At 45.9% G+C, this 17,071-nt stretch carries 16 protein-coding genes; 12 read left to right on the forward strand and 4 right to left on the reverse strand.

Annotation, left to right across the window (positions count from 1 at the left end):
- Positions 1-96 precede the first annotated feature (96 nt).
- Positions 97-465: a DUF4180 domain-containing protein gene (locus AAIH57_RS20380; RefSeq protein WP_430022800.1), complete on the forward strand. Its 369-nt coding sequence runs from the start codon at positions 97-99 to the stop codon at positions 463-465.
- Between the two features lie 20 nt (positions 466-485).
- Complete coding sequence (locus AAIH57_RS20385) at positions 486-1,619, forward strand: SGNH/GDSL hydrolase family protein (protein ID WP_430022801.1); 1,134 nt, start codon at positions 486-488, stop codon at positions 1,617-1,619.
- Positions 1,620-1,699: 80 nt separating this feature from the next.
- Here AAIH57_RS20385 and AAIH57_RS20390 read toward each other — a convergent pair whose 3' ends face one another.
- Positions 1,700-2,227 carry a dihydrofolate reductase family protein gene (locus tag AAIH57_RS20390; RefSeq protein ID WP_430022802.1) on the reverse strand — a complete coding sequence of 176 codons (528 nt, stop codon included), beginning with the start codon at positions 2,225-2,227 and terminating at the stop codon, positions 1,700-1,702.
- A gap of 75 nt (positions 2,228-2,302) precedes the next feature.
- Between AAIH57_RS20390 and AAIH57_RS20395 the strand changes: the two genes are divergently transcribed.
- The gene (locus tag AAIH57_RS20395; protein ID WP_430022803.1) at positions 2,303-3,205 is read left to right on the forward strand and encodes a helix-turn-helix transcriptional regulator; all 903 of its coding nucleotides are present in this window, start codon (positions 2,303-2,305) and stop codon (positions 3,203-3,205) included.
- Between the two features lie 280 nt (positions 3,206-3,485).
- Complete coding sequence (locus AAIH57_RS20400; protein WP_175396989.1) at positions 3,486-3,752, forward strand: CD3324 family protein; 267 nt, start codon at positions 3,486-3,488, stop codon at positions 3,750-3,752.
- Positions 3,753-3,956: 204 nt separating this feature from the next.
- Here AAIH57_RS20400 and AAIH57_RS20405 read toward each other — a convergent pair whose 3' ends face one another.
- Positions 3,957-4,817, reverse strand: a complete 861-nt coding sequence (locus tag AAIH57_RS20405; protein WP_430022804.1) for a GNAT family N-acetyltransferase — start codon at positions 4,815-4,817, stop codon at positions 3,957-3,959.
- 268 nt (positions 4,818-5,085) lie between these two features.
- Between AAIH57_RS20405 and AAIH57_RS20410 the strand changes: the two genes are divergently transcribed.
- The gene (locus AAIH57_RS20410; protein ID WP_430022805.1) at positions 5,086-5,679 is read left to right on the forward strand and encodes a hypothetical protein; all 594 of its coding nucleotides are present in this window, start codon (positions 5,086-5,088) and stop codon (positions 5,677-5,679) included.
- Between the two features lie 225 nt (positions 5,680-5,904).
- Here the strand turns inward: AAIH57_RS20410 and AAIH57_RS20415 are convergent, their stop codons facing one another.
- Complete coding sequence (locus AAIH57_RS20415; RefSeq protein WP_430022806.1) at positions 5,905-7,353, reverse strand: DEAD/DEAH box helicase; 1,449 nt, start codon at positions 7,351-7,353, stop codon at positions 5,905-5,907.
- A gap of 594 nt (positions 7,354-7,947) precedes the next feature.
- Between AAIH57_RS20415 and AAIH57_RS20420 the strand changes: the two genes are divergently transcribed.
- Positions 7,948-8,880 carry a macrolide 2'-phosphotransferase gene (locus AAIH57_RS20420; protein WP_430022807.1) on the forward strand — a complete coding sequence of 311 codons (933 nt, stop codon included), beginning with the start codon at positions 7,948-7,950 and terminating at the stop codon, positions 8,878-8,880.
- Between the two features lie 463 nt (positions 8,881-9,343).
- Here AAIH57_RS20420 and AAIH57_RS20425 read toward each other — a convergent pair whose 3' ends face one another.
- A complete protein-coding gene (locus AAIH57_RS20425) occupies positions 9,344-10,858 on the reverse strand; it encodes a leucine-rich repeat domain-containing protein (RefSeq protein WP_430022808.1) in 1,515 nt (504 codons plus the stop codon).
- Positions 10,859-11,167: 309 nt separating this feature from the next.
- Here AAIH57_RS20425 and AAIH57_RS20430 point away from each other — a divergent pair, with 309 nt between their 5' ends.
- The 6 genes from AAIH57_RS20430 to AAIH57_RS20455 all read left to right on the forward strand — a co-directional run bounded on the left by AAIH57_RS20430 (position 11,168) and on the right by AAIH57_RS20455 (position 17,008).
- Complete coding sequence (locus tag AAIH57_RS20430) at positions 11,168-12,058, forward strand: diacylglycerol/lipid kinase family protein (RefSeq protein ID WP_175396983.1); 891 nt, start codon at positions 11,168-11,170, stop codon at positions 12,056-12,058.
- Between the two features lie 141 nt (positions 12,059-12,199).
- Positions 12,200-13,117 carry an aldo/keto reductase gene (locus AAIH57_RS20435; protein WP_175396982.1) on the forward strand — a complete coding sequence of 306 codons (918 nt, stop codon included), beginning with the start codon at positions 12,200-12,202 and terminating at the stop codon, positions 13,115-13,117.
- Positions 13,118-13,389: 272 nt separating this feature from the next.
- Positions 13,390-14,772 (forward strand): transcriptional regulator, encoded by a 1,383-nt coding sequence (locus AAIH57_RS20440; RefSeq protein WP_430022809.1) that lies wholly within the window; start codon positions 13,390-13,392, stop codon positions 14,770-14,772.
- Between the two features lie 288 nt (positions 14,773-15,060).
- Positions 15,061-15,441: a GntR family transcriptional regulator gene (locus AAIH57_RS20445; protein WP_175396980.1), complete on the forward strand. Its 381-nt coding sequence runs from the start codon at positions 15,061-15,063 to the stop codon at positions 15,439-15,441.
- Positions 15,438-16,313: an ATP-binding cassette domain-containing protein gene (locus AAIH57_RS20450; protein WP_430022810.1), complete on the forward strand. Its 876-nt coding sequence runs from the start codon at positions 15,438-15,440 to the stop codon at positions 16,311-16,313. Before AAIH57_RS20445 ends, AAIH57_RS20450 begins: the two co-directional genes overlap by 4 nt.
- Complete coding sequence (locus tag AAIH57_RS20455; RefSeq protein ID WP_175396978.1) at positions 16,310-17,008, forward strand: hypothetical protein; 699 nt, start codon at positions 16,310-16,312, stop codon at positions 17,006-17,008. The genes AAIH57_RS20450 and AAIH57_RS20455 overlap by 4 nt, the downstream gene beginning before the upstream one ends.
- Positions 17,009-17,071 lie beyond the last annotated feature (63 nt).

Below are 17,071 nucleotides of genomic sequence, written 5' to 3' on the forward strand. Positions count from 1 at the left end.
GACACAAAAAGAATAAATCTCGCTTAAAAATGAATTGCTTTTCATGAGGGAATTGCGAGATATTATAGAGAAATCAGATACGAAGGAGCGTGTGAAATGAAAATTACGGTGGATCAACAGGGTACCTCCAAGGTTGCAATAATCGAGAGCGATGACATGGTCATCAATAATGTGCAAGATGCACTGGATTTGATGGCCTCCGTGAATTATTCGAATGAAGCTTACAAGCTCATCATCGACAAATCGAACATTGTGGAAGCTTTTTTCGATCTGAAGACCAAGCTCGCGGGTGATATTCTGCAAAAGTACGTTAACTATCAGGTGAAGCTTGCCATCATTGGGGATTTCGACGGATACAACAGCAAAAGCCTGAAGGATTTCATCTATGAATGCAATAACGGCAAACATGTTTTCTTTGTGAAAACCAAAGAGGAAGCGCTTCAAATCTTGCATGCCCTGAATTAATCTGAATAAGGGAGGAATGCATGGTGAAGGAAAATAACAAGCTGCAGGTGCATGCCCTGTCAGAGATTGAGAATCTGAAAGTGCATGGCAGAACGACAGGGCAACGGGCGCCTTTAACGTTATTTTGGACAGGCAGTGCAATTGAACTCCAGGTCACAGGCTCCGAGCTATGGGTGGAGGTGCAGTCGGAGTACGACATATACGAACCTTGGATCAGCATCCTGATCAATGGTGTCCCTGTAAGCAGGCAGATGCTCACGGAAGGACGATACTGGATCTGTGTGTTTCGGGGCATGAGCGAAGGAACAGTGAAAAATGTGCGTATCGTTAAAGATGTGCAGGCGATGAGTGCCGACCCAGGCTGCTCGTTGCAGATGTATGCCGTGAAATCGGATGGAGCATTCCTGCCAGTGGCAGAGAAGCCATATAAGATTGAGTTTATTGGTGACAGTATTACATCTGGAGAAGGCGCAATAGGCGCCAAAGCGGAAGAAGACTGGATTCCGATGTGGTTCAGCGCCATACATAACTATACATTTAAGACAGCAGAGGCATTGGACGCAGACTACAGGGTGATCTCCCAGAGTGGTTGGGGCGTACTCACGAGCTGGGATAACAACCCGAATGGAAATATTCCCGCTTATTATGAGCAAGTCTGTGGTCTGCTCACTGGTGAGAAGAATCAGGCGCTCGGTGCCGGAGACAGGCATGATTTTGAGTCCTGGCAGCCGGATGTCGTTGTGATTAATCTCGGCAGTAACGATGGGGGAGCTTTCCATACACCTGAATGGAAAGATCCGGTCACGGGTGAGGTATACAAGCAGCGTTTGAATGAAGACGGGAGCTATCATGAGGAGGATTTGACAGCTTTTGAGTATGCGGTGGACTCCTTTTTGGTCAAACTTCGAAAGAGCAATCCAAAGGCACATCTTGTCTGGGCCTATGGCATGCTTGGATTTCCCATGATGCCTGCCATCTATCGTGCGGTTGATTGCTATACGAAGCGGACAGGTGACCGGAAGGTTTCTGTTATACAGCTTCCTGATACAACGGAAGAGACCATAGGGGCTCGAACGCATCCGGGTGAATTGTCCCACCGACGGGCGGCGGAGACGTTAGTGGGTTACCTGCAAGGAATTCTGGCTGAAGTCTGAATGCTAAATTGCTCCAATAAGTCAAAGACCACCCTTAAGCCCTTCGGCAAAGCGTGGTCTTTTTCTTATCGGGATCTCTGTTATACCTGAACTTGATAACGGATGGATATGATCTGACCCAACGTCTGAGTCCCGATCATCTTCAGATGACTCGGTACGGTTCCCGTTGGAAATAAGGGGATGCCTTCACCAAGAATTTTGGGAATGATGGCAACCTCAATCTCGTCCAGCAGCTGCTTTTCCAGAACAGCCTGAACCAGTAGACCGCCGCCAACAATCCATAGATCGTCATCGGACGCCTGTTTTAAACGGGGAATAAGGGTTTCTACGGACTCGGTCGTAAACTGTACATGTGGTGCGGGAGGTTGTTCCGAACGGGAGAGTACATATGTTGGCCGGTCTGCATAAGGGAAATCCTCTGACAGCGTAAGCACTTCTTCATAAGTGGTCCGCCCCATGACTACCGTCCCGATCGTTTGATAAAATGCAGCGTACCCGTTATCTCCGCCATCGCCTTCCACATCAAACAGCCAATCCACTGAACCATCCCGTCTTGCAATGTAACCATCCAGACTCATCGCAATGTACAGCACTACTTTATTGGACATTATTCATCGCTCCCTTCTGTTTCATATGATACACTTGAACTATGACAAATATTGACGTAGTTAGGTGCTGGAATAATGAATAGTCGGAAACTCGCCATTATGAGATTGATGGATTCAAGAAAAAAATTTACGGCCCGTGAACTGGCAGAGCGATTTGATGTATCGATCCGTACCATTCAGCGTGACCTGGATGCGCTGCAGACGCTGGGTTTTCCTTTGTATACAGAGGTGGGTGTCAATGGCGGTTACCAGGTTCTGCCCAATCGAATTTTGCCACCACTGCAACTTACACAGAACGAGGCACTGGGTCTGTTCATGATGATTGAATATTTGCAGCAGGTGCCGGATTTTCCGTATGGGTCGATGCGCGAGCATCTGGCAGAACAATATTTCTCCACGCTGCCGCAGGATGTACAGGATCTGATTGTGCGAATGAGGGAACATGCGACATTTGTACAGCATCCGGGTGAGCATACAGAGACGTTAACGACTGAGATCTTGAATGCAGCCATAGATAAAAGAGAGATTGAATTTACGTATCATTCCCGGAACGGTTATAAAAAAACAGGGGCTTATCCCATTGGCATCTATTATGATGATGGATATTGGTACATGCCCGCTCGTCATAAGGAGCGCGTGTTGTTGTATCGCGTGGACCGTATGCAGCAGCTGAAATTGCTGGACTCCATAGATGAGTCAATTCCTAGTCTTCAAGCGTGGCTGAAGACCTCAGATGACAGGAAGGCTGTAGAAGTGGTGCTGCACTTCACTGAGTTTGGGACGAGGCTTGCGCATTCAGACGTGCTGTTCCAGTCGATTCAAGGCAATGAATGGCGAGGGATGGTTCCGCCAGAGGAATTCCCGTTTACAGCCCGTAAGCTCCTTGCCTATGGTCCCGAAGTGAAGGTAATCTCGCCACCGGCACTGCAGCAAGCTGTCCGAGAGATGCTGGAGAAGAGTTTGAACCAGTATTCATGATGCCTATAGGGTGGTAGTTTCGTTAAAAGGATATTCAATTGCACTTATCGAATGGTTAAGAGTGCAGATGAAGCAGCACCTATGCAGGAATGCCGGAATGGGGGGCTACCATGATTCGATTCATAAGAGGTTTTACGATCCGCTCTATGCAGAGTTCATGCGATGGACAACGGCGGTTGTTTGCATAGAGCCTTGATCTTTCTTCCGCCAGCAAAAAATGTATATAAGTGCATCGTGTGACTCTGCTGCCTTAAAGACCAAATTTAAGGAGCGGAGCAACATGAAATATATAAATGCAGATGCCATTTTGCCAGAAGAATTATTGAAGGAAATACAACGACACATCCCAGGGGGATTGGTCTACATTCCGAAGCCCAAGGATGCGCACAAAAAGTGGGGCGAAAACTCGGGCAGCAGAATCGTTGTAAACAAGCGGAATGAGCACATTCGCCGCCTTTTCGCTGCAGGTGTGTCCATGGATGAACTAACCGAAAAGTTCTTTTTATCCATCGACAGTATCAAGAAAATTGTGTATTCCAAAAGGTAAGGAAGACAAGCCACATTAGAGAAGTCTAATGTGGTTTTTTTTGTGGAAAGAACAATTATTAATGTTCCTTATATATTCATGAAGAGTTATACGGAGAAACGTTTGATGGATATAAGTTGATCTTCAAGTTTACAAATCGCTGAGGAACAGCAGCGCAAAAAGACCGTTTCCCTTGGTGGGAAAACCGTCTCGCTGCATCACTCGTTAGAAGCTGCCGATGAAATATTGATACTCGGAATTCACCTCGAAGCCAACACTGCGATACAAATTCAGAGCACGTTCATTTTCAGTTACAACGGACAAGCGAATATCCGTATAGTTCTGCTTCAGAAGCAGTTCCACCAGCAGAGTCAGAACCTGACGCCCCAGCTTCTGGCCTTGGTATGCAGGCAGGATACAGAAGTTATGAATGAATGCGGTTGTCTCATTAATGGAATTGATTCGGATCAATCCAACAGGCAAACCATCTTTCCAGGCCACATAGGTTACCCGGCTGGGTTCTGCCGTCTGTGTGAAATAGTCACGTGTCCATTCCTCCGAATCCCCAAAGGCTAGAGCTGAGCAGGTGACCATAAATTCAAAATCCTGTGCTTCGGCAGTAGACAAGGTGAGCTCAACGCGTCCGACACCCGGAAAGGATGTGTTCACAAGCTGCATCGAATACTCCGAACGATCATGAACAGCCCCAAGCGACTGAGCGGTACGAAGCCCAGAGGGTAAGCTCTGAGGTACGCGATAGCTGAGCCGGTTAATTCCATGTGGCTTCATATCTTCGATGGCACGCATCAGTAATCTGCGAAACACACCTTTGCGGCGATTATGCGGATGCACAATGGCATTGATGTTTCCGGTTACACCGTCAGAGGGATACCAACTTAGGAGTCCAACCAGTTTGCCTTCCCGATAACATAGGAGAGCGTGGTCTCCATCTTTTTTGCTGATATGATCAAGGTCTGCCTTCAGATGAATGGAATCGAGCTGTTTACATTGTTGTTCAAGTAAAATAATTGAATGAATCTGTTCCTTGGAATCATATATCATGGGAACGATTTGATATGCTGACATGGCATTCACACCTTCACGGGTGAAGGAAATACGCAGTTATTGGACCAGCAGGCGCTATCCTTCAAAAATGGGTCCAGACGTCATGATTGTGTTTAGCATAGTTATCCCCTCCAAATCACTTCACGTCGACTATAACACACCCTAATATGGAGAACCAGCTTTATGCAACCGGATGCGTAATTCATTCGAAAGTGCCAAAGTACTGGACATTTTAACCAAATAAAGGTGATAATTGAAGTAATGAAGACGCGAAAGGGTTTGATCAACTATGCGTAAGTTAGTCTGTGTTATGAGTGCGGTGCTGCTCTCATCGGCAATGATCACGGGTTGTACGGAATCCGAGACGATCGATCATGCTCAAGAAACTACACCTCCAACCAATCAGCCGAGTATGGAGACGAACCAGAAAGCTACAGCCCAGGATGAACAGAAGGCTCTGGACATGTCATTGGAGTATAAAAAAACGGAATTGACTGTGGATTACGCGGATTATGAAGATACACTTACTGTGGAGGGGCTCTTGGCCAAAGGGGAGACGATGAAGCCGTTTTTGACGGAGAAGAACTATGAGTCCTATATGGCTAATCGGTATGCAACGTTACCTTTACTGGTGGCAGACAAGGAAAAGGCTCTACTGCATCCGGAAAATATACTGGTTGAGATTAAAGAGAGCAAGAACGATTGGATCCTTGTAGAATACAAACTAAATCTGGTCTTTGCAGATCGTGAAGGCAAACAGTTGAAAAACATACCGTTATCAGGTGATATCACCTTTTTACAGGACCAAGGCGAATGGCGCATTCAGGATGACACCTATAATATCAAAGAACTGCAAAATATCGCTTATGAGGTAAAAGAGTAGCATGATACGATGTACGATGCAAAGCCGGATGTAGTTACCCGGGTTGGCTGTACGATTGAAGCGATATCCGTGGATCAGAAATATAGGCTGCCAGTGGGATGAATACTCAAATGACATTGCAGCGTTTGTACAGGCGAATGTCACCAATCCCGGACAGTAAAAATCAGTAAGAGGGAGTGCCACATGGCACTCCCTCTTAAACTCCGGTCGATATATTTGCCGAGCTTACGCGTGCTTACCTTTACGAACCTTCAGCTGTTTACCCTTGACCGTTGTATTTTGCATCATTTGCAGCACAAGCGGGCCTTTGCCGTTCAGAATCTCCACATCGGTTACATTATCGAGAATCGTAATAATCCCGATATCATCTGCGGTGACGCCTTCCAGTTTGGCAATGGTACCTACAAAGTCCACGGCACGCAGCTTCTTCTTCTTGCCGCCATTGAAATTCAGCTTCATGATCTGCTGGTTCAGCTGCTCGCGCTTGTCCTTTTTGCGTTCAGGTACAATTTTCAGGCGCTTCTCGAATTCTTCCCTGGAACGATCGACAGCCTCCTCGGAAGGCGCTGGAACAACCGGAATTTCGAATCCGATATAGGATTCAATCTCAGTCAGGCGTCTGCCATCCTTCGGGGTAACGAGCGTAATGGCTTTACCCGTCTTGCCAGCACGTCCCGTACGGCCTGTGCGATGCACATAGCTCTCTTTTTCCAGCGGAATATCATAGTTGATGACATGGGTGATATTCGTGATATCAATCCCTCGCGCAGCTACATCGGTTGCGACCAAATAACGGAACTGTCCTCTTCGGAACGCATTCATCACTTCGATCCGTTCATCCTGCTCCATGCCCCCATGGATCCGATCTGCTGGATAGTCCAGGTCAGCCATGACCCGGAACAGTTTATCCACGTTCTCTTGCGTACGACAGAACACAATGCAGCTGTCCGGATTCTCCACAATAAACAGGTCCTGCAGTACAGCGGTTTTGTTGACTTCAGACACACGAATAACCTCATGTTCTATTGTTGCTGTTGTGAGACCACTTGCCTTGATCTCAATCTCTGCCGGATCATTCATGTATTTGCGTGAGAGACGGGCAACATCCTCAGGGAATGTAGCGGAAAATAACATCGTCACACGCTCGCGAGGCAAGGCCTGAATAATGGCCTGTACTGTCTCGATAAAGCCCATATTCAGCATTTCATCGGCCTCGTCGATCACGAGATAGGCAATGCGTTCAAGCGGCAATGTGCCGCGTTCGATATGGTCCAGCACACGTCCCGGTGTTCCTACGGCGACATGTGTTCTTTGTTTTAACTCTGCCTTCTGGATATGGAAAGGAGACTGTCCGTATAGTGCAGTGGATTTGATCCGCTTATAGCGCCCAATATTGGTGATGTCTTCGTTTACCTGCAAGGCTAGTTCCCGGGTTGGTGTGAGAATCAAAGCCTGGGGTTTGTTTTCATTCCATTCGACCAGCTCACAGATCGGAATGCCATAGGCGGCCGTTTTACCGCTACCTGTCTGGGATTTGACTACAAGGTCCTTATTCTCCAGAGCTACCGGAATAACTTCAGTCTGAACCTCGGTAGGTGTTTCATAGCCCAGGCTATCCAGTGCTCTGACAATTTCTTCACTAAGTTTATAATCTTTAAATTGTTGCTTGCTCATCGTTAACCTCTTTTGCGTTAGTTTTGAATACAGGAGCATAATGCATCAATCCCGGAATTGTATCCCAATCAGTGGGAGATGGATTGAAAACAAACGCTTATATACAAGCATTGCACCGTACATATATCGTATACCCTATTCATTATACTCTATATGCACGGAGGCTAACGGAGCAATTGATTTTTATAGGATTCTTTGGAAGAGGGGGGGTTCTTAGAACCATCCCAATTAGGCTCCTTGTAATTCATGTAACGAAAATAATCCATTACATGCTGGAACCAGGAATTGGAATGTGTTACCATGGGAGTAACTTACTGAACGGAGGGATACGTGTGGCAAATTTTTTCCGATTGAGATAGTAGCGAAACGCTTGTTTGCGCTTGCTGTTGTACTGCCTGTGTGCAGATCATCGGGAGAAGTTTGCCTATTTACACGTATGCCGTTAATGGTAGTGGACACTTTTGCGTGAGAGTGGTTCTTTGATGTACTACTACTGAGACTGCACACATTTAGGTGTACCCCTAATCCGAGATCAAGGCACAGGCAGGAATGTCTGTGTTTTTTACTTTTCCAAGGAATAGGGGAGGTTTGGATATGACAAAGTCATATGAACAGGTGGATTTTATACAGAGTATATGGTTGCTGGCTGAACAAAATGGGCTTCGAATCCGTAAGGAATCGATGGAAATCAACGAGTCCGGGATGGATTTCAGGGTTGCCTTCGCTACAGATGAGGATGGACAAAAGTGGGTTTTGCGTCAGCCGCGGCGTGACGACGTATGGGAGCGAGCCCAGAATGAACGTAAAGTGCTGGACGTGGTCCGGGGGAGTATTCCGGCACAGGTACCGGACTGGCGAATCTGCACGCCCGAACTGATCGCTTATCCACTACTGGATGGTGACCCGATTGCCGTGGTAGATCCTGCTGGCGCAGGATACGCATGGCGCTTCCCGCAGGAGGCCTTGTCTGACGAGTTCCTGGATTCACTGGCTGCTGCACTTGCCGCATTGCACAACATTGATCCTGAGGAGGCGGCCAAGGGCGGAGTTCGGATCAAGACCCCTATGGAGGCCCGCAAAGAATTTGCGGCAAATATAGAGGAGATTAAAAAGAATTTTACGGTACCGGACCAACTGGCGGAACGCTGGACGGTGTGGCTGTCTGTAGGCAGCTATTGGCCGAAGCACTCGACGTTTAATCATGGCGATCTGCACCCACCGCATATCATCGTCAATGATACACAGCGGGTAACCGGACTTATCGACTGGACGGAAGCGGAGATCGCTGATCCGGGTAAGGATTTTGTAATCCTATATGGACTTTTCCAAGATGATGGGCTGCGCGATCTGCTGAAGCGATACGAGAAGGCAGGGGGAAGGACATGGCCTCAGATGTTTGAGCATATTCGGGAACAGTGGGCTGCTTACCCGGCACTGGTTGCCAAATTTGCTTTAACCACAGGGGAAGAATCGACGATGGAAATGGCGAGAGGTATGCTGGCAAACTGGGATGTAAGGCGGGATTAAGGAGCAGGAAAGAGGACTTAGTTCACGTGTAAAACTGCTTCAATCTTCGTAAATCCGGTCGTTAACACAGCCAAGTAATTGCTTAAAAAAAGGAAGTGTTAACATTGAAAAAAATAAAATTAAGAATACCTTTGATATTATTGGCACTTAGCTTATCAACCTGGTTTTCGGAGATATTAGGAGGCAATGTAGGTAGGCAAAATTTATGGTATTTACTATTTCTAATATTGTTTGTTTTATTATGCGAGAAATCAGGATTAAGTGAACGAAAAACTAATATTTTTATAGGTGTTCTGATAGCCATTTCAGGGTTTCTTGTTGAGTTTTTGATTGAGCCGAATGACTATATTAACTTGTTTTAGGGCATCAAGAATATTAATATAACGCAATGTAAAGCAAAACAGAAAAAGCCTTCCTTATGTATCTCGTACGAGTAATACATGAGGAAGGCTTTTTTTGAACTCTAGGACTGTACATTATTATCGATCTGTCTATTTTCGAAAATCAGAATCGTTTTGCTTCTTCCGATATAACCGACAGTGCTGTTAAGCTGCTCCGAAACGAAGCGCACAGGCACGAATGCTGTACCGTTTACCATCAGCAAGGGTGCATCATTCATCATGAGTGCATCATCCACAATCACCTGTTTGTTGCGGACGGTCCAGCGGATGGTTTTATCGCCTTGTGTGATCACGGCTTCCTCTTTGCTCTGATCCCAGTTTACACGGGCATCCAGTTGCTCGGACACAAACCGCAGGGGTACATAGGTACGTCCTTCATGGATAAAAGGTGCGGCTTCCAGTGCATATGTGCGATCACCGACATAAGCAGTAGTGGACCCTTCAATCAGGCGTTGGAAACGGCCCTGCGGAGTACGCTTCTGCTCCCGCACATTCATCTGGTTAAGCAGACCCATGGTACTGCTCCCACCCGATACGTCGAGGTAATTGTTTTGTACAGTCAATCCTGGAGATTCCGGCTCCGTTACTGGAGTCTGCACGTTCGGAGCTACAGAAGTGGAAGCTCCGATGTCCTGTACGGTATTCATCGCATTAGCCTGCGTGAAAGTAATATCGGCAATCGGTGTCAGATCCCATACCCGGTTGTTCGCGAGCTTCAGCACTTCCAGCCTGTTTAATTGACGTAGTGGCTCCAGATCGTAGATCTGATTGGATTCGGCATTGAGCTCGGCTAACTTCACCAGTCCTTCAATCGACTTAATGTGCTGGATCTGGTTACCCGAGATGTCAAGTGCCCGAAGACGCGTCATATGCTCCAGTGGGGTCAGGTCGGAAATCCCGTTGCCTGCCATGTTTAATTCCAACAGTGTGTTCGGCAGATCGGTCAACGCATCGAGTGATTGAATCCGGTTGTTTGCTACATTAAGCTTCTGCAGCCCGGATAGGTTCGCTACAGGAGTCAGGTCTCTAATCTCGTTGTTGGAGATCTCCAGCCACTTCAGATCATCGAGATCAGACAAAGCGGAGAGACTGCTAATCTGATTGCCGCTAGCATGAAACGTATGTAAACGGGTGAATCCACGAACCACTTCTATGGAAGATATGGAGTTGTTGCTGATGTACAGCCGTCCAAGTTCTTTCAATTCAGCGAGTGCATCGATGGAAGTAATGTAATTGTTGCGTACGTCGATTTCCCGAAGCTGGCTTAGGTGCTGCAGCGGTGTCAGATCGCTAATCTCATTGCCGTATAGGCGGAGGTGGGTCAGGTTGGTTGCATATTCCAGTCCCGATAGACTTTGTATGCCTGCATTACTCAGGTCAACAACGGTAAGCTGCTCCAGATCGGCGGAGGTCAGGGGTAGATCTACCGGTTTGTTCAAGATCAGTTTCAATCCGTTCTCCAGTGCAGGGTCTTCAATGATGCCTTTGCCTGAGTCCACTGTTGCGTAGGCCAAGGCTTGGCCTGACGCGCCGATACTCAGAATGAATATTAGTAATAATAGCGTCACTCTTCTCATTGCATGAATTCCCTCCGATAATCAAAATTCTTCTCGCTTCTATGTAGATCAATGAATAGTAAAGGTCAGTTACGATCAGGAATGAATCATCAACATTTCTCTAGTTATTAACCCGTCAGCCGATAAAAGGAACAAGAAATTAAGGGGAAGCTGACAACCCTACATCTATTCTATATGAAACAAGCCTCTATCTGTACTCCCTCAGGCGATATTTTCCAAAAAAATGCGGAGTCTACTTGGTGCCTTATTCAACTTCCCCCCGAAAGGGGTATAAATGAAGTAAATATGCAGGTGGAGGGAGAGGCGGTTATGCGTCAAGCCATGATCATTAGCAATCCGTCATCGGGAAAAGAAGAGGCACAGCAGTACGTTTCCCAAGTTCAAGCCATTTTGGAATCACAGCAGTTTGAAGTGACAGTTAATGAAACAGCTGGGGTAGGGGATGCAACCAGCTATTGTTTGGATGCCTGCCAAGGCGGCTGTGATCTGGTCATATCCATTGGCGGAGATGGCACACTGCATGAGACCATTAATGGCATGATGGATCAGGATCATCGTCCCAGGCTTGGTATCGTGCCACTGGGCACAGTGAATGATTTTGCACGTGCGCTCCATCTTTCTCTCGATCCCCAAGAAGCCATACAGCAGCTCGGTTCAGACCAGATACGCCGGGTGGATCTGGGTAGAATCAATGATCGTCTCTTCGCCAATGTCGTAGCAGCAGGCTCTTTGGCCGAAGCGTTATCATCCGTGTCATCGGAAGAGAAGTCGAAGCTGGGCTCGCTGGCCTATCTGAAGGAAGGTTTGAAGGATCTTGTGAACTCACCCGCCAATCCCCTGAAGATTGAACATGACGGGCTGAAGTGGGAAGGTGATTCCCCTTTGTTTCTCGCGGCACTGACCAACTCGGTTGGAGGATTTGAGAAGCTGTCTCCGGATGCAGTGGTGGATGATGGACTGATTCATTGTTTTGTGATCCGCAACATCAGTGTGTTCAACAGCTTGACACTGGGAACCTCCTTGTTGTTCGGGCATCTGAAGGACCATAAAGACGTCGACTATTTTACGGCAAAAGAGGTTCGTGTAAGCTCCAGCGGATCCGTTCGCACCAATGTGGATGGGGAAGAGGGCCCGGCATTGCCTATTCGGATCAGTGTCCTGCCTCAACATATTGAAGTCATTGTGCCTGAAGAACGGTAAGATTATCGAAGGATTGAAAAAAACGACCATTTTTCCATATAAGATGTCTAAAAATCCATTGAAACCGATTGCAGATCTGTGTCACAATCAAAGCTGGAAGACAAGTATATACCAATTATTCGAATATGGAGGGAAATCACCTTGAGAACAATAAAACTTGGCAGCAGCTCACTCGAAGTTCCAGTTGTAGCCGTAGGCTGCATGCGCATCAACTCACTCAGCAGCAAAGAGGCAGAACAATTTGTTCGTTCCGCTATGGAGGTAGGTGCAAACTTCTTCGACCATGCCGATATTTATGGAAACGGGGCATGCGAAGAGATTTTTGCTGAGGCGGTACAGATGAATCCCCAGGTTCGTGAAAATATGATTCTTCAATCCAAATGTGGTATCCGCAAGGGCATGTTTGATTTCTCCAAAGAGCATATCCTGAACTCCGTGGATGGTATCCTGCAGCGTCTGAAAACCGAGTACCTTGATGTTCTGCTGCTGCACCGTCCGGATGCACTGGTAGAACCGGAAGAAGTAGCTGAGGCGTTTGATCAGTTGGAGCGCGAAGGTAAAGTGCGTCACTTCGGGGTATCCAACCAGAATCCGAATCAGATTGAGCTGTTGAAAAAATACGTAAAACAGCCGCTGGTAGCCAACCAGCTGCAGCTGAGTATTACGAATACAACGATGATCTCCAGCGGAATCAACGTGAACATGGAGAACGATGCAGCCGTGAACCGTGATGGCAGTATTCTGGATTATTGCCGTTTGCACGATATCACCATTCAGCCATGGTCACCGTTCCAGTATGGATTCTTCGAAGGCGTATTCCTGGGCAGCGACAAGTTCCCTGAACTGAATGCCAAGATCGATGAGATCGCAGCCAAATATGAAGTGAGCAACACCACCATCGCAATTGCCTGGCTGCTGCGTCACCCGGCCCATATGCAGCCTGTGACAGGCACAATGAATATAGAGCGTCTTAGAGATTGTGTCAAAGCCGGTGATGTTCACCTTACACGTCAGGAATGGTACGAGATCTATCGTGCTGCTGGAAACATCCTGCCTTAATTAAGTTTCAAAGTAGAGCAGCAGAATCTGCTGTAATATATGAAAACACGAGCATCCATATGGCTCGTGTTTTTTGTTTTTTTCCTGATTTGCTGCCCGTTCAATCCCGGTATAAAATAAGGACACGGGGTTTATTTTTTAAAAGGATTAAATTGTAATTAATACAAATTAGTTGAATTTATTATATTGACCCATTCTTTCCGATTACATATAATTACTTTTGCATACCGTTAATCCTGTATATGGCTTTTATTTTGGAGGGTGGTGTTCGTTTGGAGCCGACAACCACGATACGCGATCATTTAGAGAATTATTTGAAGCGCGAGCAGATGTCCATTAGTCTTTTTTCGGAAACGTCAGGAATTAATTCGGGTACGCTTAGTAATATATTGAACAAGAACCGCCCGATCGCGATGCAGCAGTTGGATCGAATCACTTCAGCTATGAAACTTGAAGAGGGTTACTTCTATGAATTGTATATAGATGAGTGTTTCGTCCACGCTACCCCTGACTGGCGAAGACTGGGCCCCTTCCTTCATCGTTGTGCTGAGCTAGATAAGTTAAACTGTATTGAAGAGGTTGTCCAATTAATGATGGATAATCTATCTTATATTCCCTTGTTATTTGATTTGGCTGAGGAGTTCTATCACGAAGGTAGATTTAAACCGGCCATTCTTTTATATGAAACCATTGCTGAGAGTGAGAAAATGCAGCATTCGGAGCGTCTCGCTCTATGTCAGTATCGTCTCTTCAAATTGGGGCTGACCAATGACCAGCAAAGAAACCTGATCATCGCCGCCAAGTTCGAATATTATGTAGATCGTCTGGACGAGCGTTATCAGCTGGACGCTCTGAATGAGCTAATTAATGCTTTTGGCGCATTACACCGATGGAACAAGGTTCAAGAGCTTTCAGAAAAGTTAAAGGTGAAGGCAACCATCCATTATGAATTGAATGGCAGAAGGAAACAGGAAGAAACGAAACGGCCAATCGTCTTCTATATTCTCTATTCAGATTTGGCTGCGGGGAGTGCATGTTATCACCTCAAGGACTATGATAATGCATTGAAATATGTATCATTATATGCAGATAACAGTTGGGTGAAAGATCCCAATCCGGATGAAATACTAGTGATTAATCAGTTCCAGGAATGGGCTGAAGGGAATCGTTATATCTATCAATTGATGGCTGGGCAGTTTGAAGTGCTGCCCTCATATTTAAATTATATATCCACCAAAGAAAATGAAATATTTCCCGCGCTCTGTGATATCGTTACTGCAGCTAATCGCTATGATGAAGATATTGATTATGTGCTGGAACAGTATGAATCGTACTTCGCATATCAGGAGCAGAGTAATCGGATCGGGAAGGTAAGCAAGCAGGTTACAGATGATCGGTATTTACGTCTTTTAGCTGATCTTGGAGCGTATTATCTAAAGAAAGACGAGTATTATAAAGGGTTGGGGTTTGTCCTCGATAGTTTAAGGTTTTCTATTGAAATTAGCAGTGGCAGGGGTATGCTTAGAGGTATCGGACTATTTGAACAGTATAGGGATTATGCGACCGATGCTGCCAAGCAGCAGTACAAAATTATAATTAGTGAGGTGCAGAAACTCAATGAAGAGAACGTTGGCTTTGCTGATAGCTACATGTAGTATTGTGGTAAGCATACTGACTCCTGCAAGTGAGCCTGACTTAAGTACGGACGCTCCAAACCCCGCAATTATGAGAACCGCTGACCATGGATTTGGTACTTAGTTCAATAAGAAATCAGAACGCTTCTGAATAATCATTCAGAGGCGTTTTTTTGCATGTGTTTGAAAACCAAACCAGAAAAAATGCATTTATAGGCTATTCGGCTATTTACATTTGGATTTCTGTGTACTATAGTTAGTTACACGAGTAACTAACCAATTAACCTAAATAATGAAAGTTGGATTGGCATGAAATCGACTTTGGATGAATCTCAGCCCATATTCCATCAGATTGCCATGATGATTATGGATGATATTGTGGAAGGCAGATTACAAGCGGAGGAGCAGGTTCCATCGACCAATGAGCTGTCGCGGTTCTACAATATCAATCCTGCAACAGCACGCAAAGGGCTGCAGGAGCTTGTGGACAGAGGAATGATATACAAACAGCGAGGTGTTGGAATGTTTGTCGCCAAAGGGGCAAGAGATGCACTGCTTATCGAGCGAAAACAGCATTTTTACGAAGAATATATTAAGCCATTGCTCGAGGAAGCCAGACGGATTCACATGAATGAAGACATGATTATTGATCTGATTAAGGGCAAGAGAGATAAGGAGAGTGACTCATGATTCGTTTTGATCAGGTAAGCTATGGTTATCATCAGACGCCCGTTTTGAACAACATTACATTACATGAAAATGAGCCGGTTATTAGTGCAATCTGGGGGAGGAATGGCGCCGGAAAAACAACACTTATGAGCTTGCTTGCAGGGCACAACCGTCCTGATGACGGCCGTATTCAAGTGATGGGGGAAGACCCGTATAATAATCTGGCTGCTCAGAAACATCTCTGCTACATTCAGGAGAATCATCCTCTAGGCAGGAACTGGACCATGAATGACTTGGTACGATTCGGGCAGTACTTCCATCCCCAGTGGAATCAGGAATTCGCGGAGCGATTGATCGATCAGTTTGAATTGCCGTCCAAAAAAAAGATCGTAAAATTTTCCAAAGGCATGAAAACGGCCGCCCAGATGATTCTTGGCCTTGCAAGTTACGCTGATATTACCATTCTGGATGAGCCGACCAACGGACTTGATGCCGAGAAGCGCAAATATTTCTACAATGCTTTATTGGAAAGTTATGAAGATCATCCCCGTTTGTTTCTGATTTCTACGCATCATATTGAGGAGATTCAGCCCTTATGTGAGTCACTTATTGTGCTCCACCGGGGTGATGTCATGTATCATCAGCAGATGGAAGAGATACGCGAGAGAGGAGTTCTGCTAACAGGGTTAATTAGTGACGTTGATCTAGTTACCAAAGGTGAGAAAATCATTGAATCTGCACAACTTGGGTCAACCAAGAAAGTGATGATTGATGCTTCGTACTCCAGGGAATGGAAGGATATTGCGCAGGCACATGGTCTTTCCATCGAGAAAGCAACACTGCAGGATTATCTGGTCAATTTGACCCGGAAACACGAGGAGGTTAAAGGATGAACTCCGTAAAAGGAACAAATCGACTGATTCTGGATGATATGGGTTGGTATTTAAAAATATTTTCATTCATCACCCTTATGCTTACTGTAGTATATCTGGCCATTGGATTCATATTTGATGTTGCGTACAGCACACAATTGCTTGGTCCCATGTATGGAGGGATCTGTGCTTTTGCCGTAGCGGGAATCATCACATTGTATCCCGTCGCGATCGGTTTGGGCAGTACACGAATTCAGTTCCTGAAGTCTTTTTATGTTATCTCGGCCTGGATGGTTGTGGGGGCAATGGTCATTCTGAATGTGATCTATCTCATCATGCATCTTCTCCAGGCATATGGATCACTCGGCGTAACCTTTTATCAACTAGGCACGTTGTACTCCAAAGAGTATCATTTTATCTCTTATCTGTGGATTGACCTGATGACTGGCTTTCTCGTGCTGGGATTGTCCATCTTTTCAACTGTCTGCTGGATTAGGCTGGGAATGCGCAATTTTCTAATTTTGTTCTTTGGGTTGACTTTGATCCTTACATTGGCCATTGTTCTATCTGACCTCAGCGTGTGGGTGCAGTGGTTCACGAGTGTCAACTGGTTAGCTTTGTTTACTGTCACAGGAGTGATTGGTTGGGCACTAATTTTAAGCACCTATCCCATGATGAAGAATGCTCCCCTTACGATGAAAGGCAGAAAAGATTGAGGGTTATCAGGGTTTTCGTAAGGAAGACTCTATGGGTAATATGGATACGAACAAACACGAGTG

Origin of the sequence: Paenibacillus sp. MABNR03 (assembly GCF_050455445.1) — a bacterium.
Classification (GTDB): Bacteria; Bacillota; Bacilli; order Paenibacillales; family Paenibacillaceae; genus Paenibacillus; species Paenibacillus xylanilyticus.